The following is a 17,352-nucleotide window of genomic DNA, read 5'->3' as shown; positions in this document are numbered from 1 at the left end:
ATTGTTTGGTTCCGGCGGGAATTTGGCCACGACCTGCATGCTTTGTATGGCCCCATACGGGCCCGCCCGGGACGGCTATTTCCCGGGCTTGTCGTCGCCGTCGTCGAGGACGCGCCAGGCCGCGCCGTCGACATCGTCGTACTGGCCGCTTTTCAACGACCAGAGGAAGGCCCCGAGCCCGAGCGCGCCGAGGAAGAGGGCAATGGGGATGAGGAAGATGAGCGTGTTCATGCCGCCTGCACCAGAGAACCGGCGGGACCGGCCGTATCGGCCTCCCGCCTTGCGAAGGCCGGCATTCCGCCGCGCAGCCGGAGCGAATTCACCACCACGATGATCGAGGAGGTGGACATGGCGATGGCGGCGATCAGCGGCGTCGCATGGCCGAGGATCGCAACCGGTACGGCGACGGCGTTGTAGCCGATGGCGAGCGCGAAATTCTGCCGGATGAGCCGCCCGGCGCGGCGCGCCGTCTCGTAGGCGAAGGGCACGGCCTCCAGGCTCTCGTGCAGGAAGACGAAATCCGCCGCCTGCCGGCCGACATCCGCCGCCGTCGCCGGCGCGATGGAGACATGCGCGGCGGCGAGCGCCGGCGCATCGTTGATGCCGTCGCCGACCATCAGCACGCGGTGGCCGCGCCCCGAACGCTCGGCGACCGCCTCGGTCTTCTGGCGCGGCGACAGCGCGGCGCGCCAGCGCCTGATGCCGAGCTGGTCCGCGATGCGGGAGACGGCCGGGGCACGGTCGCCGGAAAGGATGGCGGTGTCGATGCCGTCCTGCTTCAGTGCCTTGACGGCCGCGTCGGCGCCGGCACGCAGCGTATCCTCGAAGCGGAAGGTTTCGAGCTCCGTCCCGTCGCGCGACAGGACGACCTCGGAGAGCCCATGCGCCTCCTCCTCGCCCGACGCCGCCCCGCAGGCGAAGGCCCGGTTGCCGAGGCGCAGCACGCCCTGCGGCGTGACGGCCTCAAGGCCTCCGCCGGCGACTTCCGTGACCGCATCGACGACCGGCACCGGCCCGGCATTCGCCGCGGCCAGCGCCAGCGAAAGCGGATGGCGCGAATGGGCGGCGAGCGCCGCCGCAAGGGCAAGATGCGCGCGGTTCGCCTTCTCGCGGCCGACGAGCTGCGGCTTGCCGAGCGTCAGCGTGCCGGTCTTGTCGAAGAGCGCGGTATCGATCTCGGCAAGGCGCTCCATGGCCGAGCCGTCCTTCACCATCACGCCGCCGGCAAAGAGCCGCCCGGCCGCAACGACCTGCACCACCGGCACGGCAAGGCCGAGCGCGCAGGGGCAGGTGATGATCAGCACGGCGATGGCGACGAGCATGGCATGCTTCCAGTCGCCGTCGTAAAGGCCCCAGCCGAGGAACGAGGCGAGCGCCAGCAGATGCACGGCCGGCGAATAGATCTGCGCCGCGCGGTCGGCGATGCGCCGGTAGCGGGCCCTTCCCCCCTCGGCGGCCTCCATCAGGCCGATGACCTCGGAGAGGAACGAATCGCGCGCGGTGGCGACGGCCTCGACCAAAAGCGAGCCGGTAAGGTTCATCGCGCCGGCCTCGATCTGCATGCCGGGGCCTGCGGCAAGCGGATCGCTCTCGCCGTTGACGATGGAGCGGTCGATATCGCTCGTGCCCGACAGCACGCGGCAATCGACGGGAATGCGCTCGCCCGCGGCAATCGAAAGCCGCGCGCCGACGGCGATCTCCTCGACCGGGCGGTAGTCGCGCGCGCCGTCCGCGCCCACGACCATGGCGCCGCGCGGCGAAAGGCGCGCAAGGCCGGTAATGGCCGAGCGGGCGCGGTCGCGCATGATATGGTCGAGCGTGCGGCCGATCAGGAGGAAGAACAGGAGGCTCACCGTCGCATCGAACCAGGCATGCTCGCCGCCATGCATCGTCTCCCAGACGGAGACCAGATAGGAAAGCGTGATGGCGAGCGCGATGGGCACGTCCATGTTGGTGCGGCCGTGGCGGATGGCGTTCCAGGCGGAGCGGTAGAAGAAGCGGCCGGCATAGATCAGCGTCGGCCCGGCGATAAGGGCGGAAATCCAGTGGAAGAGGTCGCGCGTCGCCGCTTCCGCCCCCGACCAGACGGAGACGGAGAGCAGCATGATGTTCATCGCAGCAAAGCCGGAGACGGCGACGGCGCGGATGAGCTGGTTGCGCAGCGCATCGTCCCCCTCGGCGGCGAGCGCGAAGAGATGCGCCTCGTAGCCGGTGGCGGCGATGGCGGCGGGAATGGCCTGCGGATCGGTCGTTCGGCCGTCGACCGCCTCCCTCCAGACCACGGAGACGCGGCGGGTGGAGAGGTTGACGCGCGCGCGCTCGACTTCCGGCAGGGCCTTCAGCGCGCCCTCGACGGTGGTGATGCAGGCGCCGCAATGGACGCCCGGCACGGAAAGGTCGACCTGCCGCAGCCCCTCACCCACCGGGCGGCTCGCCAGCGTCAGTTCCTGCGAGGACGGCAGCGCATGGCGCGCCCGTTCCACCTCGACCGCCCCTTCCGTGCCGGGTGCGCAGCAACTCATTTCATGCCTCCTGCGACGATCCGGACGGTCTGGTGGAACACCTTCGCCCCGTCCCGCGTCGTGCTGATATCGACGACCCACTGGCCGCCGGCGATGGCCCGCTCGGCGGCAAAGAGCCCCTGCCCGGCCGGCTCCAGCGCGAGGATGAAGTCCTCGCGCTCGTCCACCGGGCGCTTGAAGGTGGCCATGACCTCGTCGGCGACGACCGGCGCCCCCTTGGCGTCGACGACCCGGTAGGCGATGCGCCTGCCCTCGACCGTCAGGCTGCCCTCGATGCCGCTCGCGGCAAGGCGCTTGGCCTCGGCCACCTTGCCGTTGAACTGCTGGCTGGCGACATAGGTGTTGGGCACCACGAGGCCGCTCCAGCTATGCGAGGCGTTCCACGCCATGATCAGGTTCACGGATATGATCGTTCCGAAAAACAGCACCATCACGAGAACCATGTGCCAGCCGGTGAAGACGAAACCCTGTTCCCTGCGCTCGCTGGCCATCACTTCACTCCCGGCGTGTTGAACTTGGCGGAATAGCTATCGCGCTCGTGGCCCTGCCGGTCCTCGGCGATAATGTGGAAGCCTTCGGCCGCTTCGGCAAGGCTGTTCTTGGGTAGGGTGACGAAAACACGCAGGGCCGTCACCCGGTCCGGATCGACCGGCACCGCGACGCTGCGCCCGTCCGCGCTGTCATGGCCCGCGACCTTCATGGTGGCGCCCGGCATGCCCTCGATAGAGACAGTGATCACGCGCGGCTCGGGGATCATGTTGAGCAGCTTCACGGCATAGCCGTTGCGGACCGAGCCGTCCGATTCGACGACGAACTGCGGATTGCGGTCGTGGATGACGTTGAGGTCCAGCCGCTCGCGCGACAGGAGCGCGAAGACGAGCGCCAGCCCCGCCGCCGACCAGACGCCGAAATAGAGCAGCGTGCGCGGGCGGAAGATGATGCGCCAGTCGAAATGCTTGACCTTGTCGCTGAAGCCGCCATTGGCATCGCGCACCCGCTTCGGATCGACCGGCTGCGTGCCGCCGTCCGTCGCAAGCGCCATGTTGGCCGAATAGTCCGACAGGGTCGCATAGGCGATGAGGCCACGTTCCTTGCCGAGCTTGTCCATGACGTTGTCGCAGGCATCGATGCAGAGCGCGCAGGTGATGCACTCCATCTGCTGGCCGTCGCGGATGTCGATGCCCATGGGACAGACGACGACGCAGGCGTTGCAGTCCACGCAATCGCCGACGCTTTCGCCGGCCGCGATGGCCTTCTTGGCGTGGCGGGTGCGCGGCTCGCCGCGCCAGTCGTTGTAGGTCACGACCAGCGAGCTCTCGTCCAGCATCGCCGCCTGGATGCGCGGCCAGGGACACATGTATGTGCAGACCTGCTCGCGCATCAGCCCGCCGAGCACATAGGTCGTCGCCGTGAGGATGGCGACGGTGATGTAGGCGACGGCGGGCGCGCGCAGCATCACGAAATCGGCAAGCAGCGTCGGCGCATCGGCGAAATAGAAGATCCACGCGCCGCCCGTCGCGACGGCGATAACCAGCCATGTGGCATGCTTGACCACACGCTTGCGCACCTTCTCGAAGGTCCACGGCCCGGCATCGAGCTTCATGCGCGCGTTACGGTCGCCCTCGACCGCCCGCTCCACGACGAGGAAGAGATCGACCCACACGGTCTGCGGACAGGCATAGCCGCACCAGGCGCGCCCCACCGCCGAGGTGACGAGGAAGAGCCCGAAGCCCGCCATGACGAGGAGGCCGGCGACGAAGAAGAATTCCTGCGGCCATATCTCGATGAAGAAGAAATAGAAGCGCCGGCCGGCAAGGTCCACCAGCACGGCCTGGTCCGGCGCATGCGGGCCGCGATCCCAGCGAATCCACGGCGTCAGGTAGTAGATGCCGAGCGTGATGAGCATCACCAGCCACTTGAACTGCCGGAACCGGCCTTCGGCGCGCTTGGGGAAGATCTTCTTGCGTTTCTCGTAGAGCGGCTTGCGCACCTTGGCCGAATTGACGGCTTCGGCCTCGTGGCGCTCGATGGACGTGTCGATTGTCGTGGAATTCTGTTGCATGGGGCCGGTCGCATGTGTCGTTGTTCCGGCACAATGACGCCAACGGTCCAGACCATCGTTGATCTACGTCAATTTCCGGACGCCGCAGGGCGTGGCGGGTTGCCGCATCGCGGACTTGTGGAGATAAGCCTTGCAGGTGTTTACGGAAAACCGTTCACTTTTTGTTCGACATCCGGACGGCTTTCCCGCTATCCTGCGGGAAAAGGGAGACACGAGATGACCACCATGCCCGCCCGCATCGTCCACCGCGCCATCCGGCGCGACTGGCGCGCCGTCTATGCCTTCGCGGCAAAACCGGAGAACATGCCGCTCTGGGCCTCGGGCCTTGCGTCCGGCCTTGTGCGCGACGGCGAGGACTGGATCGCCGACGGCGGGCCGATCGGCAAGGTGCGCGTGCGCTTCGCCCCGCAGAACGATTTCGGCGTGATCGACCATACGGTGACGCTGCCGGACGGGCTCGTCGTGGAGAACGCGCTGCGCGTCGTGCCGAACGGCGACGGGGCGGAGGTGATGTTCACGCTGCTGAGGCCGCCGGGCATGGACGACGCGGCCTTCGAGGCGGACGCCGCGCATGTCGCCCGCGACCTCGATACGCTGGCACGGCTGATGGAAGAACGGGAGACGGCACGATGAGAGACCGCAAGATCGACTATATCGAGTTCAACGTGGCGGACATCGCCAGGAGCAAGGCCTTCTACGGCGGCGCCTTCGGCTGGACCTTCACCGATTACGGCCCGGACTATTGCGAGTTCCGCGACGGGCGCCTCACCGGCGGCTTCACGACGCTCGCGCCGGTTTCCGCCAAAGGCGGCCCGCTCGTCATCCTCTTCGCCGACGATCTGGAAGACGCGCTTTCCCGCGTGGAAAAGGCGGGCGGCGGCATCGTCAGGCCGATCTTTTCCTTCCCCGGCGGCCGGCGCTTCCACTTCGCCGATCCCGACGGATACGAGCTTGCGGTCTGGTCCGACCGATAGAAGCCTTCCCTTACGTGAATTTCGACGCTCGAACCACTTTTAGCGAGGAAATTCAGGCTTCTTCAACCAGACGCTCCTAGTGAGGGCCTGCATTCAACAGCAGGCAGGCCCTTCGATGTACGGTATCCTCGGCAAGACCCTGGCGGTCGCGGTTCTCTCCGTGCTGGCATCGCTCGCCATCAGCTTCGCCTTCGTGCCCATGCTGGGCGGCAGGGTGGCCGGCGCCGGCCTCGTCATGACCATCGCCTGCCCCATCGCCATCTCGATCCCCGCCTCGTTCCTGCACTTCTACCAGTCGGAGAAGCTGCATCTCGCGCATGCCGCCCTCGGCCGCACCACCCGGGAACTGGCCGACGCCTATGCCCGCCTTCAGGAACAGGCGCGCCGGGACGCGCTCACCGGCGTCCTCAACCGCGCGGCCTTCATGGCCGAGCTCGATGCGGAGGCCCGGGCCGGCACCCATGGCGGGCTGCTCTTCCTCGACATCGACCATTTCAAGGCCATCAATGACCGCTTCGGCCATGCCGCGGGCGATGCCGCGCTCGCCCGCGTCGGCGCGCTCCTCTCCAGCCTTTCGCGGGACGCCGACCTCGTCGGCCGGCTCGGCGGGGAGGAATTCGGCCTCTTCCTGCGCGAGGCCTCGCCCGAACGGATGCTCGACCATTCGCAGGCGATCCGAGAGGCGGTCGAAGCGATCGACCTGCGCGCGCCGGACGGCACGCCCGTTGCGCTCGGCATCAGCATCGGCGCCTTCCACTGTCCGCCCCGCTTCGCCCCCGCCGAAGCCCTCGCCGCCGCCGACCGCAACCTCTACCGCGCGAAGGCCATGGGCCGGAACACGGTGGTCGCGTAGCGGGCGGCTCGCCTTGAGGGTGTGCCGCGTGGGTGGATCCTCGGGTCAAGCCCGAGGATGACGATAGAAGAGAAGGTTGGCGGCAGAAGCGACGGACCGCATGCCGCACTGTTCGGCAAGCGGGCGACCTTTCCTCCCCTCCGTCATCCTTATCTGTGTATTGCGCGAGAATATTGTATGTTCGCGTTGCGGCAGCGTACCTTGTCATCCCAGGTCGCCAGAGACCGTGTCCGAGCACGGTACGCTGCCGTTTTGCATGCTTCACCCGAACAGTTGACCGGGAGGCCGTAGACGCGGCGATCCCGCAGGATAAGGCCGGGCATCATGACGATAGCATCTTGTTTCATCGGGATCGACGTTTCCAAGGGCTGGCTGGATTGCTACATCCATCCGCAGGCACGACGGTACCGCCTTGCCAATGACGCCAAGGGGCATGCGGCGCTTGTCGAGTTGCTGGAGCGACAGGGCGGCTTGTGCGTGCTTGAGGCGACGGGCCCTTATGACCGGGCGCTGCGGCTTCACCTGCATGGTGCGGGCCAGCGGTTCCACCGTGCCAACCCGCGCAAGGCCCGCCAGTTCGCAAGGTCTGCCGGCTTCCTGGCCAAGACGGACCGGGTCGATGCGATGATGCTGGCCCGCTACGGTGCGGCGATGCCCTTGCCGGACGAGGAACCGTGCGAACCGGAACGGCAGGAACTGCGTGTGCTCATGGACCGGCGTGACCAGCTGGTGGAGATGCGCAAGAGCGAGCGCATCCGTCTGGCCGAGCCCCATGCCGATTGGATGAAGGCAAGCCTCCTGCAGGTGATCGACATGCTCGACCGCCAGATCGCAGCCCTGCAGGCGCGCATGGACGCACTCCTGGCATCGGCGCACACCCTTTTGCAGGAGGAGGCCATCCTACGCTCGGCACCGGGCATCGGGCCTGTCACGGCAAGGGTCCTGCTTGCCCACATGCCGGAACTGGGCAAGCGGAACCGGCGGGCCATCAGTGCCCTTGCCGGGCTGGCGCCGATCGCCTGCGATTCAGGCAACCTGCGGGGCAGGCGCTGTATCTGGGGCGGGCGGAAGCGGGTTCGCGACGCTCTCTACATGGCAGCCCTGGCCGCTTGCCGCTCGGGTCCCTTCCAGGCGATCGCCAAGGCCATGCGCGAAAAGGGAAAGCCCGCCAAACTCGTCCTCATCGCAATAGCAAGGCGCCTGCTCGTCACACTCAATGCCGCTATCAGGGACAACAAACCAGTGCGTACTTGACACCACAAACACAGTTGCTCGGGCTTGACCCGAGGATCCACCCACGCGGCACGACGCAAAAAGGCCGCGGAGAACCGCCGCCTTTTCTTCTTGATAGATAACCCTTGAGGCTATTCGCCGCCGCCCAGCGAGTGGACGAAGACGGCGAGCTGCTTGACGGCCGGATCGCCGAGGCGGGGGAGCCAGGCGGGCATGACGCCGTGCTTGGGCGAGCGGACCTGCGCGGCGACGGCGGCCTCGCCCTCGCCCTTCAGCCAGATGGCGTCGGCAAGGTTCGGGGCGCCCATCTCGCGGTTGCCCCTGGCGTCCTCGCCATGGCAGGCGGCGCAGTTGTCGGCAAAGACCTGGCTGCCCGGCTCGACGAGGCTTGCGTCGGACGGCGTGCCCGTCAGGCTGACGACATAGGCGGCGACTTGCTTGATCTGGTCCGGTTCGAGGATTTCGCCGAAGGCCGGCATTTCCGAGACGCGGGTCTCGTCATCGCCCGGATGGCGGATGCCGTGGGCGATGGTCTGGTAGATATCCTCCACCGTGCCGCCCCAGACCCAGTCGTCGTCGTTGAGGTTCGGGAAGCCCGGCCCGCCGGCCGCGCCCGAGCCGTGGCACTGGGCGCAGTTGACCTTGAAGGCCGAGGCGCCGCCCGAGATCGCGAACTGCGAGAGTTGCGGATCGGCCAGGATCTCCTCCAGCGAGGCCTTGGAGATGCGATCGACGAAGCCGGCCTGCGCTTCCTTGGCGCTGGCAAGCTCGGCGGCGATATTGGCCCGGCTCGACCAGCCGAGCATGCCCCTGGTCGTGTCGGAGATCAGCGGCCAGGCCGGAAAGGCGACGGTGTAGGCGATGGCCCAGAGGATCGTGGCGTAGAACGTCCAGACCCACCAGCGCGGCATGGGGTTGTTCAGTTCCCGGATGCCGTCCCATTCGTGGCCGGTGGTTTCGACGCCCGAGATTTCGTCAATGTGTTTCCCGGCCATGATCAGTCCTCCTTGAGGGGGATTTCGGCGGCCCGTTCGGCGGCCTTGCGGCCGCCCGGGCGAAGGGTGAAGAGAACGACGGCCAGGAAGAACAGCGTCATGGCGGCAAGGCCCCAGCTATCGGCGAAGTGGCGCATGGCGGTATAGGTTTCCATGGGCCTCTCCTCAGCGATAACCGCTGGCATCGTCGTAGGTGGAGAAATCCACCAGCGTGCCGAGCATCTGCAGGTAGGCGACGAGCGCGTCCATTTCGGTGAGCTTCGTCGGATCGCCGTCGAAATCGCCGAGCTTGGCCTTCGGATAGCGGGCCTCGATGCCGGACGTGTCGGCATTGGGATCGGCCTGCGCCTTCAGGTCTGCCTCGGCGTTTTCCAGCATCTCGTCCGTATAGGGCACGCCGACGGCACGGTTGGCCGAAAGGTGCATCGAGACGGTCTTCACCTCCAGCGGCGTCTCCTTGAGGAAGGCGTAGCTCGGCATCACCGATTCCGGCACCACCGAGCGCGGCTCGGTCAGGTGCTGGACGTGCCATTCGTTCGAATAGCGGTCGCCGACGCGGGCAAGGTCGGGCCCGGTCCGCTTGGAGCCCCACTGGAACGGATGGTCGTACATCGATTCCGCCGCCAGCGAATAATGCCCGTAGCGCTCGACCTCGTCGCGGAAGGGCCGGATCATCTGGCTGTGACAGAGATAGCAGCCCTCGCGCACGTAGATGTCGCGCCCGGCGAGCTCCAGCGGCGAATAGGGCCGCACGCCTTCCACCTTCTCGATGGTGTTTTCCAGGTAGAAGAGCGGAGCGATCTCGACGATGCCGCCGATGGAGACGACGAGGAGCGAGCCGACGAGGAGGAGCGTCGCATTGCGCTCGAGGATGGCGTGTTTATCAAGAATGGACATGGATCCCCCTCCTATTCGGCCGGCTGCAGGGCGGGCGCGGCACCCGGGATCGGGGCCTCGTCACGCTGGTAGCCGCGGATTGTCATGGTCACGTTGTAGGCCATGATGAGCGCCCCGGTGAGGTAGAGGCCGCCGCCCACGGCACGCAGCACGTAGTAGGGGAACATGGCCGCGACCGTTTCGGCGAACGAGTAGACCAGGAAGCCCTGCTCGTCGTATTCGCGCCACATCAGGCCCTGCTGGATGCCGGCCACCCACATGACGGCGGCGTAGATCACGATGCCGAGCGTGGCGAGCCAGAAGTGCCAGTTGACCATGCGGATCGAGTAGAGCCGCTCGCGCTTCCACAGCTTCGGCACGAGGAAGTAGATCGCGCCGAAGGTGATGAGGCCGTTCCAGCCGAGCGCACCCGAATGGACGTGGCCGATGGTCCAGTCCGTGTAGTGGCTGAGCGAGTTGACCGACTTGATCGACATCATCGGCCCTTCGAAGGTCGCCATGCCGTAGAACGCGATGGCCATGACCATCATGCGCACGATCGGGTCGGTGCGGATCTTGTCCCAGGCGCCCTGGAGCGTCATCAGGCCGTTGATCATGCCGCCCCAGGAGGGCATCCACAGCATGATCGAGAAGACCATGCCGAGCGTCTGCGCCCAGTCCGGCAGCGCCGTGTAGTGCAGGTGATGGGGACCGGCCCAGATATACATGAAGATCAGGGCCCAGAAGTGGATGATCGACAGGCGGTAGGAATAGACCGGTCGGTTCACCTGCTTGGGCACGAAATAGTACATCATGCCGAGGAAGCCGGCCGTCAGGAAGAAGCCGACGGCATTATGGCCGTACCACCATTGCGTCAGCGCATCCTGCACGCCGGAGAAGGCCGAATAGCTCTTGGCGCCGAGGAAGGAGGCCGGCACCGCCAGGTTGTTGACGATGTGCAGCATGGCGATGGTGACGATGAAGCCCAGATAGAACCAGTTCGCCACGTAGATATGCGGTTCCTTGCGGGTCATGATCGTGCCGAGGAAGGCGACGAGATAGGCGACCCAGACGATGGTGAGCCAGATGTCGACATACCATTCCGGCTCGGCATATTCCCGGCTCTGCGTGATGCCGAGGAGGTAGCCGGTGGCCGCCATGACGATGAAGAGGTTGTAGCCCCAGAAGACGAACCAGCCGAGATTGCCGCCGAAAAGACGGGCGCGGGAGGTGCGCTGCACGACGTAGAAGGACGTCGCGATCAGCCCGTTGCCGCCGAAGGCGAAGATGACCGCGGAGGTGTGCAGCGGGCGCACGCGGCCGAAGTTCAGCCAGGGCTCGATATTGAGGTCTGGAAAGGCGAGCTGCGCGGCGATGAAGACGCCGACGAGGAAGCCGACGACGCCCCAGAACACCGTGGCGATGACGCCGTACTTGATGACCTCGTCGAAATAGCCGTCGTCCGCGGCGGACGGGGCGGCGGCGGCCGGCGCGAAGGAGACGCGCCGCACCATGACCAGCGTGCCGGCAAGCAGCACGAAGAAGAGAACCCACATGTGGGCCTCGAAGAGCCTGTCCTTGGCGAAGGCGACGCCGAGCAGCGCCAGAAACGCCCCCACCGCCAGGACGATTGTTTCCGTTAGATATTTCATCGTTGGCATCCCCCAACTCGTGACTGTCCCGCAATGGCCCTCTTCCCTCGCGGAATCGGCCCATTGCGCTCGAGTGAGCCTTGGCAGATGCGCCCGCCGGCATCCTTGACATGGATCAAGGCATGGCGGCGGAGCCGGCGGCATCTAGAGACAGGTTGACGCAGCCGCGCCGGGACGCCGCGGCTCTTCCCCGAAGAGGAAGCACGACACATGACGGACTACACTGGCATCGCCCGGCTGCTTTCGGATCGCCCGACGGACGCCGTTTCCCTGGACTGGCTGAAAAAGGCCCATGACGCGCAGCTCACGCTCTGCGAGGCGCTGGAGGAGATCGCCGACAGCCTGCCGGCGAACATCAACCGGCAGAAATGCATCTATGCGGCAAAATCGCTGGTGCCGCTGGTCAACGGCATCCACCGCTACGAGGAGGAGGCGCTGTTTCCGCTGCTCGAACGCCTGCAGGCAGGCGACCGCCAGCTCGTAGACGCCATCGCCCGGCTGAAATTCGAGCATGTCGAGGACGAATGCTTCGCCGAGGAGCTGACCGACACGCTGACGCGGCTCGGCAGCGGCGACCGCTCCGTGAACGCGGAAGCCGCGGGCTACATGCTCCGCGGCTTCTTCGAATCGATCCGGCGCCACATCGCCTTCGAGCAGCAGTTCGTGCTGCGCGGCCCGGGCCTCGCCTCCTAAGGCGGAGATTCGAGTTCGGGCGGAGCGAAAGACGCCGCCAGGAGGCCCGCGCGGGCGGACGGCGCTCCCCTTCAGGCCGCCATCGGGTCGCGCGTCTCCAGCACGTCCTGCAGGACGAGAATGGCGCCGAGCACGTTTCCGGCGGCCGACAGGCATGGCGTCATGCGGCAGCGGATCGTGGCATTGCCGCGGCGCGGCGAAACATAGTCGTATTCGATCACCTCTCCGGCAAAGCAGCGGTCGAGATGCCGCTTGACGCGGCCCTCGAAGCGCTGCGCCCCGATAAATTCGGCGATGTGGCGCCCCACGAGGTCGATGGGCTTTTCAGCGAGCCGCTCCGCATTCAGCGGGTTCGAATAAAGATAGCGGTAATCCGTCGTGACGACGGCGACCCGGTCCGGCAGGCTGTCGAGGATCGCCTCGTTGAGAAGGCCGTCCTCGACGACGCGCGGCGCCGGCACGGGGCGCGCGGCCTCCGCCATCGGACCGATGCCGAAGGGCGCGGCGGTCTCGTCGGTGCCGAAATAGCGGTCGAGCAGCAGCTTGAGATTGTGCGCCTGCCGGAGCACGCAGGTGCGGTCGTCCGCTTCCTCGCGCAGAAGGTCGACCACGAACCGGAATTGTGAGCGGAGTTCGGAGGTGTCGCACGCCTCCTTTTGCATTACGGCCACCAGGGCCGGCTCGATTTCCCTGTCCAGCATGGAAACCAGCTTTTCATTTCCTGTCTTCACGGCATGCTGAAGTTGCGAATATTTAAACCAGAACAACTCTATAAGAGCTTTCAACTGATGCTCCCTGAATTGCTGAAAACTACAGCAATCGTATTGCCACACTATCTAATCTGTACAGAAACAGGAAATCGCTTTGACTCACCTCCCGAATTCATCATCCAAAGCGCTTACATTAGCAAAATGGTAACAGCGACACGGGGGATGTCAAACGCAAATTGGCACCGTGCCGCGCAATTTGAAGTGCGCAGCCTGCCGGCAATCAGTCGTGAAGGATGAAAGAGCGGCCGATCAAGTATTGAGGCTGTGCTTGATGTTCCAGCGGTCGTGATACCACAGCCATTGGCCGGGATATTCGCACACCCATTGCTCGACCTTGTCGTTGAGCTTTTGCGCGGTCGCCTCCACGTCCACCGCGCCGTTCTCCTTGCGGGGAATCGCCATCGCCGGCTCCAGCTCCAGCCGGTAGCGGTTGCCCGGCAGGCGGATGCAGCGGGCGGGATAGACCTCGCAGTCGAACTGGCGCACGAGCTTTGCGACCAGCGGGTTCGTCTGCACGTCACGGCCGAAGAATTTCGTGTGCAGGCCGCGGGTGAACTTCTGGTCGACAAGCACGCCGACCGGCCCGCCCGCCTCCAGCTTGCGCGCCAGCGTGAAGGAGGAGCCGGCATGGGACGGCACGAGCTGGCCCATGCGGGCGCGGCGGAACTCGAACACCTTGTCGGCGACATATGGATTGTTCGGCGGGCGGAACAGCACCGTCACGTCCAGCCCGAAGGCGGCGGCAGCCACCGGCAGCAGCTCGAAATTGCCGGTATGGGCGGTGAAGACGATGAAGGGCCGCGGATTGTCGCGCAGGTCCACGAAAAGCGGGATGCCGGAGACCTCGATACGGCCCGGCGCCGTTTTTTCGGGATCGAAATCGAACAGCTTGTCGAGGAAGACATATTCGGCGGCGAGCCGGCCCATATTGCCCCAGGCATCGAGCGCGATCGCCTCGATCTCCGCCTCGGACTTCTCCGGGAAGGCATTGCGCAGGTTCGTCAGCGTCAGCCTGTGGCGCTTCGTCTTCGGGCCGATCCAGCGCGCGACGCGGTCGGCGAAATCGATCGCGCCGTCCGCCGGCAGCACCTTCAGGATGTTGAGCAGGCCGAAGGCGAACTGCGCGACAAGCCAGTCCTTGGAATTGCGGAGCGCCAGGACGAGGCGTGTGATCAGCATCCGCAACGGCGTCAATCCAGCTTCAGGACGATCTTGCCGAAGATCTGGCGCGATTCCATGCGCTCCAGCGCGGTGGCGATGCCGTCGAAGGTTACTTCCGTATCGATGACCGGATGGACGATGCCGCGCGCCATCTTCTGCATGGCGTTCGCCATGTTCTCCATGCGGCAGCCGAAGGAGCCGAAGAGCTTCAACTGCTGCTGGAACAGCATCATCAGGTTCATGTCGGTGGAGACGCCCGAGGTGGAGCCGCAGGTGACGAGACGCCCGCCGCGCTTGAGGCAGAGCATGGAGCCCGCCCAGGTGTCCTTGCCGACATGCTCGAAGACGACGTCGACGCCCTTCTTCTTCGTCAGCTTGCGCACGACGCCCTCGAAGCGGTCCTCGCGGTAGTTGATGACATGGTCGGCGCCGAGCGCCTTCGCCTTCTCGATCTTGTCGTTCGAGCCGACGGTGGTGATGACGGTGCAGCCGATCTTCTTGGCAAGCTGGATCGCCGCCGTGCCGATGCCCGAGCCGCCGGCATGGACGAGGATCGTCTCGCCGGATTCGAGCCTGGCGTTGTCGAACAGCATGTGCTCGACCGTGCCGAAGGTGACCGGCGCCAGCGCCGCGCCGACGGCGTCGACGCCGGGCGGTGCGGGGACCAGCAGGCGCTCGGGAAGGTTCACCTTCTCCTGCGCGAAGCCGTCGAGATGGAAGCCGTGAACGCCGCCGACATGTTCGCAGAGATTGTCACGGCCTTCGCGGCAGGGCTTGCACAGGCCGCAGGTACGTGCGCCGTAGATGGAGACGAGCTGGCCGGGCAGCACGTTGGCAACGCCGGGGCCCAGCGTCTCGACGACGCCGGCGGCTTCCGCGCCGATGACCAGCGGCATCTTGCGCTTGGCGAAGGCCATGCCGCGCCAGCCCCAGACGTCGATATGGTTGAGCGCGACGGCCTTGACGCGCAGCGTCACCTCGCCGGGGCCGGGTGCGTCCGGTTCCGGAATGTCAGTCAGTTCGAGCTTGCGGTCGTCGAGAAGCTGCAGGGCACGCATGGTAATATTCCTATCAGGCCGGTTCGGCCGTCATCACGAGGCTGGCGTTCTGGCCGCCGAAGCCGAAGGAGTTCGACAGGACGGCACTCACCTTACTGTCGCGCTTCACGTTCGGCACGACGTCGAGCTCGATGGCCGGGTCGGGGTTCTGGTAGTTGATGGTCGGCGGCAGGGTGCCGGTCAGCATGGTCTGGATCGAGAACACCGCCTCCACCGCGCCGGCCGCCGTCAGCGTGTGGCCGATCATCGACTTGTTGGAGGAGACCGGAATGCCCGCCAGCCTGTCGCCGAAGACGGTCGACATGGAAAGGTATTCCATCTTGTCGTTCTCCGGCGTCGAGGTGCCGTGGGCATTGATGTAGCCGATGCCGCCCTCGTCCATGCCGGCGTCTTCCAGCGCGGCGCGGATCGTCGCGATGGCGGGGCCGCCGTCCGGCGAGGAGCGCGTGCGGTGGAAATGATCGGCCTTCTCCCCGCAGCCCTTGAGGATGCCGAGCACCTTCGCGCCGCGGGCGATGGCCGCCTCCAGCGATTCCAGCACGAGCGTCGCCGCGCCTTCGGCGATGACGAAGCCGTCGCGGTCCTTGCTGAAGGGCTTGGAGGCCCTGGTCGGCGGGTCGTTCTGCGTGGAGAGCGCGGAAAGGAGCGCGAAGCGGATCAGCGCCTCGGCGGTCACCGAGCCGTCGGTGCCGACGGTGAGCGCCCGGTCGGTGCGGCCCTGGCGGATCGCCTCGACGCCGAGCTGGATCGCCGTCGCGCCCGAGGCGCAGGCGGTCGACAGCGTCACCGGCAGGCCGCGCGTGCCGTAGCGGTCGGAAAGGCGCTCGGAGATCGAGCCGAAGGCCCAGGCCTCGTGCAGGGTCGGGTCGGGCTTCTCGCGCAGCACGGAGAGGAAGCGGTCATAGGCGTCGCCCGGGCGCTGCGAGGCCGGCGCGCGGTCGGCAAGCGCGAAGCGGTCGCGCCAGTCGGGCTCGATCGGCGGGGCGGCGAGGAAGAGCGGGCCGCCGAACTCGCCGGAAAGGCCGGCCTGCGCCAGCGCCTCGTCCGTCGTCTCGCGGGCATAGGCATAGGAACGCTCGACCGGGTTCTCGACGGGAACCGAGATGAAATCCACCGTGCCGGAAATGCGGGTGTTGAGCCCGTCGACCGGGAAGCGCGTGATGCCGTGGATGCCCGAGACGCCGCCGGTGAGCGCGGCCCAGTTGTCCTTGAGCCCCTGCCCCAGCGAGGTGACGACGCCCATACCGGTGACGGCGACGATGGGACGGCCGAGATGATCCCTGTAAGCGGCTTTCGTCATGGCCGGACCCTCACTTCTCTGCGGAAAGGATTGCGACGCCTTCGCCGCGCGCATGGCCGACCGTCGTGACGACGGCGCTCGCGGCAGGTGCGCTCATGGCGGTTTCGGCGGCGGTATCGAACGGGGCGACCTTGACGCCGGACCCGAGCGTCAGCGCGGCAAGCGCAAGGCCGAGCGGGAACTGCGCCTCGAGCGCCTGGCCCGTCACGGCGCTGTAGCCGCGCACGGCGCTGCCGGAAAAGCGCTTGCCAAGCCAGGCCTTTTCGCGGGCCGTGATGTCATGCGCGCCGGATGCGCCGGAGAAAATGACCGAGGGTTCGAATCCCTCCCTCTCCGCCAGGCGGTCGAGGCGCGCTTCCAGCCGGCCTTCGTCGCGCGCACCGCGGTCGCCGCCGATGGCGTCGATGGTCGCGTAGATGCGCGCGCCGCGGGCTTCGGCATGTTCGCGCGATTCGAGGATGAGGAAGGCGGCCGCCGAGCCGGTGACGATGCCGCCGCCGGCCTTCTCGTCGCGCGACCAGAGCGGCGTCCAGCCGCCCGTCGCGTGGGCGCCGAGGGCTTCGTAAAGCAGGATGACGTCCTGCCGCTCGGCGACGAGCGCGCTGCCGACGAGCGTATGCGTCGACTGTCCGGCGCGGATGCGGTGGAAGGCCGTCTCCACGGCGCTGATGCCGGCCGCTTCCTCACCCATGAAGGTGCGGGACGAGCCCGTGACCTTGTGCACGATGGAGATGTTGCCGGCGAGCAGGTTGGAAAGCTGGGCGAGGAAGAGCGTCGGGCGCAGCTCCGTCGTCAACTTCTCGTTGAGCAGGCGTTCGCGGTCGTTGCGCTTCAGCCCCTCGTCGACGATCAGCGAATCGACGTTGATATCGCGCTCGCCGCCGCCGGCCGCCACGATCATGTCCATCGTGCCGCAGGCTTCCGCGTCGTCCTTGAAGCCGGCATCGTCGAGCGCGAGGCCCGCGGCGAAGACGCCGAGGCGCTGCCAGTTCTCCATCTGGCGCTGGTCGCCGCGCTTGGGGATCTGCTGGTTCCAGTCGATCTCCGGCATCGGATGCACCGGATACGGCGCGAAGCGCTCCGTGTCGATCCTGAGGTCCGGCGCCTTCGCGCCGCCGAGGATCGCCACATGCGCCTCGGCCCCGACACCCTGACAGGTGACGATGCCGACGCCGGTGATCACCACATCGTTGTTCGCCATGT

18 protein-coding genes are annotated in these 17,352 nt (G+C 66.6%); 5 read left to right on the top strand and 13 right to left on the bottom strand.

Annotated elements, in window-relative coordinates:
* Window positions 1-75: 75 nt before the first annotated feature.
* The 4 genes from ccoS to ccoG are packed head-to-tail and all read right to left on the bottom strand — an operon-like array spanning window position 76 to window position 4,584.
* Window positions 76-231 carry a cbb3-type cytochrome oxidase assembly protein CcoS gene (gene ccoS, locus ACZ5TO_RS06645; RefSeq protein WP_184139759.1) on the bottom strand — a complete coding sequence of 52 codons (156 nt, stop codon included), beginning with the start codon at window positions 229-231 and terminating at the stop codon, window positions 76-78.
* Window positions 228-2,522 (bottom strand): heavy metal translocating P-type ATPase, encoded by a 2,295-nt coding sequence (locus tag ACZ5TO_RS06640; protein WP_464799960.1) that lies wholly within the window; start codon window positions 2,520-2,522, stop codon window positions 228-230. Before ACZ5TO_RS06640 ends, ccoS begins: the two co-directional genes overlap by 4 nt.
* Window positions 2,519-3,013: a FixH family protein gene (locus tag ACZ5TO_RS06635; protein WP_464799959.1), complete on the bottom strand. Its 495-nt coding sequence runs from the start codon at window positions 3,011-3,013 to the stop codon at window positions 2,519-2,521. Before ACZ5TO_RS06635 ends, ACZ5TO_RS06640 begins: the two co-directional genes overlap by 4 nt.
* Window positions 3,013-4,584 carry a cytochrome c oxidase accessory protein CcoG gene (ccoG, locus tag ACZ5TO_RS06630; protein ID WP_464799958.1) on the bottom strand — a complete coding sequence of 524 codons (1,572 nt, stop codon included), beginning with the start codon at window positions 4,582-4,584 and terminating at the stop codon, window positions 3,013-3,015. The genes ACZ5TO_RS06635 and ccoG overlap by 1 nt, the downstream gene beginning before the upstream one ends.
* A 216-nt stretch (window positions 4,585-4,800) precedes the next feature.
* Between ccoG and ACZ5TO_RS06625 the strand changes: the two genes are divergently transcribed.
* The 4 genes from ACZ5TO_RS06625 (at window position 4,801) to ACZ5TO_RS06610 (ending at window position 7,665) form a co-directional block, all read left to right on the top strand.
* On the top strand, window positions 4,801-5,217 hold the full coding sequence (locus tag ACZ5TO_RS06625) for an SRPBCC family protein (protein WP_184139767.1): 417 nt from the start codon (window positions 4,801-4,803) through the stop codon (window positions 5,215-5,217).
* On the top strand, window positions 5,214-5,558 hold the full coding sequence (locus ACZ5TO_RS06620; RefSeq protein WP_184139769.1) for a VOC family protein: 345 nt from the start codon (window positions 5,214-5,216) through the stop codon (window positions 5,556-5,558). The genes ACZ5TO_RS06625 and ACZ5TO_RS06620 overlap by 4 nt, the downstream gene beginning before the upstream one ends.
* 115 nt (window positions 5,559-5,673) lie before the next feature.
* The gene (locus ACZ5TO_RS06615; protein ID WP_464799957.1) at window positions 5,674-6,411 is read left to right on the top strand and encodes a GGDEF domain-containing protein; all 738 of its coding nucleotides are present in this window, start codon (window positions 5,674-5,676) and stop codon (window positions 6,409-6,411) included.
* Between the two features lie 324 nt (window positions 6,412-6,735).
* Window positions 6,736-7,665, top strand: a complete 930-nt coding sequence (locus ACZ5TO_RS06610) for an IS110 family RNA-guided transposase (protein ID WP_464798847.1) — start codon at window positions 6,736-6,738, stop codon at window positions 7,663-7,665.
* A 110-nt stretch (window positions 7,666-7,775) separates the two neighbouring features.
* On the opposite strand, the gene ccoP is transcribed toward ACZ5TO_RS06610, so the two are convergent.
* Genes ccoP through ccoN form a run of 4 tightly spaced genes read right to left on the bottom strand, consistent with a single transcriptional unit; the run spans window position 7,776 to window position 11,167 of the window.
* Window positions 7,776-8,639 (bottom strand): cytochrome-c oxidase, cbb3-type subunit III, encoded by an 864-nt coding sequence (ccoP, locus tag ACZ5TO_RS06605; RefSeq protein ID WP_184139773.1) that lies wholly within the window; start codon window positions 8,637-8,639, stop codon window positions 7,776-7,778.
* Window positions 8,640-8,641: 2 nt separating this feature from the next.
* Window positions 8,642-8,794, bottom strand: coding sequence for a cbb3-type cytochrome c oxidase subunit 3 (locus ACZ5TO_RS06600; RefSeq protein WP_184139775.1), 153 nt, complete (start codon window positions 8,792-8,794; stop codon window positions 8,642-8,644).
* A 10-nt stretch (window positions 8,795-8,804) separates the two neighbouring features.
* Window positions 8,805-9,536 (bottom strand): cytochrome-c oxidase, cbb3-type subunit II, encoded by a 732-nt coding sequence (ccoO, locus tag ACZ5TO_RS06595; protein ID WP_184139777.1) that lies wholly within the window; start codon window positions 9,534-9,536, stop codon window positions 8,805-8,807.
* Window positions 9,537-9,547: 11 nt separating this feature from the next.
* Window positions 9,548-11,167 carry a cytochrome-c oxidase, cbb3-type subunit I gene (gene ccoN, locus ACZ5TO_RS06590; RefSeq protein WP_184139779.1) on the bottom strand — a complete coding sequence of 540 codons (1,620 nt, stop codon included), beginning with the start codon at window positions 11,165-11,167 and terminating at the stop codon, window positions 9,548-9,550.
* 210 nt (window positions 11,168-11,377) lie between these two features.
* Between ccoN and ACZ5TO_RS06585 the strand changes: the two genes are divergently transcribed.
* Window positions 11,378-11,860 carry a hemerythrin domain-containing protein gene (locus tag ACZ5TO_RS06585; protein ID WP_184139782.1) on the top strand — a complete coding sequence of 161 codons (483 nt, stop codon included), beginning with the start codon at window positions 11,378-11,380 and terminating at the stop codon, window positions 11,858-11,860.
* A gap of 71 nt (window positions 11,861-11,931) precedes the next feature.
* Here the strand turns inward: ACZ5TO_RS06585 and ACZ5TO_RS06580 are convergent, their stop codons facing one another.
* The 5 genes from ACZ5TO_RS06580 to ACZ5TO_RS06560 form a co-directional block, all read right to left on the bottom strand.
* Window positions 11,932-12,561, bottom strand: coding sequence for a PAS domain-containing protein (locus ACZ5TO_RS06580; protein WP_464799956.1), 630 nt, complete (start codon window positions 12,559-12,561; stop codon window positions 11,932-11,934).
* 318 nt (window positions 12,562-12,879) lie between these two features.
* On the bottom strand, window positions 12,880-13,809 hold the full coding sequence (locus ACZ5TO_RS06575; RefSeq protein ID WP_464799955.1) for a lipid A biosynthesis lauroyl acyltransferase: 930 nt from the start codon (window positions 13,807-13,809) through the stop codon (window positions 12,880-12,882).
* A gap of 11 nt (window positions 13,810-13,820) precedes the next feature.
* The gene (locus tag ACZ5TO_RS06570) at window positions 13,821-14,849 is read right to left on the bottom strand and encodes a zinc-binding dehydrogenase (RefSeq protein WP_464799954.1); all 1,029 of its coding nucleotides are present in this window, start codon (window positions 14,847-14,849) and stop codon (window positions 13,821-13,823) included.
* A 13-nt stretch (window positions 14,850-14,862) separates the two neighbouring features.
* Window positions 14,863-16,149 carry a beta-ketoacyl-ACP synthase gene (locus tag ACZ5TO_RS06565; RefSeq protein WP_464799953.1) on the bottom strand — a complete coding sequence of 429 codons (1,287 nt, stop codon included), beginning with the start codon at window positions 16,147-16,149 and terminating at the stop codon, window positions 14,863-14,865.
* Window positions 16,150-16,159: 10 nt separating this feature from the next.
* Window positions 16,160-17,350 carry a beta-ketoacyl-ACP synthase gene (locus ACZ5TO_RS06560; RefSeq protein WP_464799952.1) on the bottom strand — a complete coding sequence of 397 codons (1,191 nt, stop codon included), beginning with the start codon at window positions 17,348-17,350 and terminating at the stop codon, window positions 16,160-16,162.
* Between the last annotated feature and the right edge of the window lie 2 nt (window positions 17,351-17,352).

The organism is Shinella sp. Sh6, from assembly GCF_055392685.1.
This window is presented reverse-complemented; position numbering and strand designations above follow the sequence as displayed.

Bases quoted from the DNA above. Each gene is read 5' to 3' on its own strand.
- ccoS (WP_184139759.1), bottom strand. From the start codon at position 231: ATGAACACGCTCATCTTCCTCATCCCCATTGCCCTCTTCCTCGGCGCG.
- ACZ5TO_RS06640 (WP_464799960.1), bottom strand. From the start codon at position 2,522: ATGAGTTGCTGCGCACCCGGCACGGAAGGGGCGGTCGAGGTGGAACGG.
- ACZ5TO_RS06635 (WP_464799959.1), bottom strand. From the start codon at position 3,013: ATGGCCAGCGAGCGCAGGGAACAGGGTTTCGTCTTCACCGGCTGGCAC.
- ccoG (WP_464799958.1), bottom strand. From the start codon at position 4,584: ATGCAACAGAATTCCACGACAATCGACACGTCCATCGAGCGCCACGAG.
- ACZ5TO_RS06625 (WP_184139767.1), top strand. From the start codon at position 4,801: ATGACCACCATGCCCGCCCGCATCGTCCACCGCGCCATCCGGCGCGAC.
- ACZ5TO_RS06620 (WP_184139769.1), top strand. From the start codon at position 5,214: ATGAGAGACCGCAAGATCGACTATATCGAGTTCAACGTGGCGGACATC.
- ACZ5TO_RS06615 (WP_464799957.1), top strand. From the start codon at position 5,674: ATGTACGGTATCCTCGGCAAGACCCTGGCGGTCGCGGTTCTCTCCGTG.
- ACZ5TO_RS06610 (WP_464798847.1), top strand. From the start codon at position 6,736: ATGACGATAGCATCTTGTTTCATCGGGATCGACGTTTCCAAGGGCTGG.
- ccoP (WP_184139773.1), bottom strand. From the start codon at position 8,639: ATGGCCGGGAAACACATTGACGAAATCTCGGGCGTCGAAACCACCGGC.
- ACZ5TO_RS06600 (WP_184139775.1), bottom strand. From the start codon at position 8,794: ATGGAAACCTATACCGCCATGCGCCACTTCGCCGATAGCTGGGGCCTT.
- ccoO (WP_184139777.1), bottom strand. From the start codon at position 9,536: ATGTCCATTCTTGATAAACACGCCATCCTCGAGCGCAATGCGACGCTC.
- ccoN (WP_184139779.1), bottom strand. From the start codon at position 11,167: ATGAAATATCTAACGGAAACAATCGTCCTGGCGGTGGGGGCGTTTCTG.
- ACZ5TO_RS06585 (WP_184139782.1), top strand. From the start codon at position 11,378: ATGACGGACTACACTGGCATCGCCCGGCTGCTTTCGGATCGCCCGACG.
- ACZ5TO_RS06580 (WP_464799956.1), bottom strand. From the start codon at position 12,561: ATGCTGGACAGGGAAATCGAGCCGGCCCTGGTGGCCGTAATGCAAAAG.
- ACZ5TO_RS06575 (WP_464799955.1), bottom strand. From the start codon at position 13,809: ATGCTGATCACACGCCTCGTCCTGGCGCTCCGCAATTCCAAGGACTGG.
- ACZ5TO_RS06570 (WP_464799954.1), bottom strand. From the start codon at position 14,849: ATGCGTGCCCTGCAGCTTCTCGACGACCGCAAGCTCGAACTGACTGAC.
- ACZ5TO_RS06565 (WP_464799953.1), bottom strand. From the start codon at position 16,149: ATGACGAAAGCCGCTTACAGGGATCATCTCGGCCGTCCCATCGTCGCC.
- ACZ5TO_RS06560 (WP_464799952.1), bottom strand. From the start codon at position 17,350: ATGGCGAACAACGATGTGGTGATCACCGGCGTCGGCATCGTCACCTGT.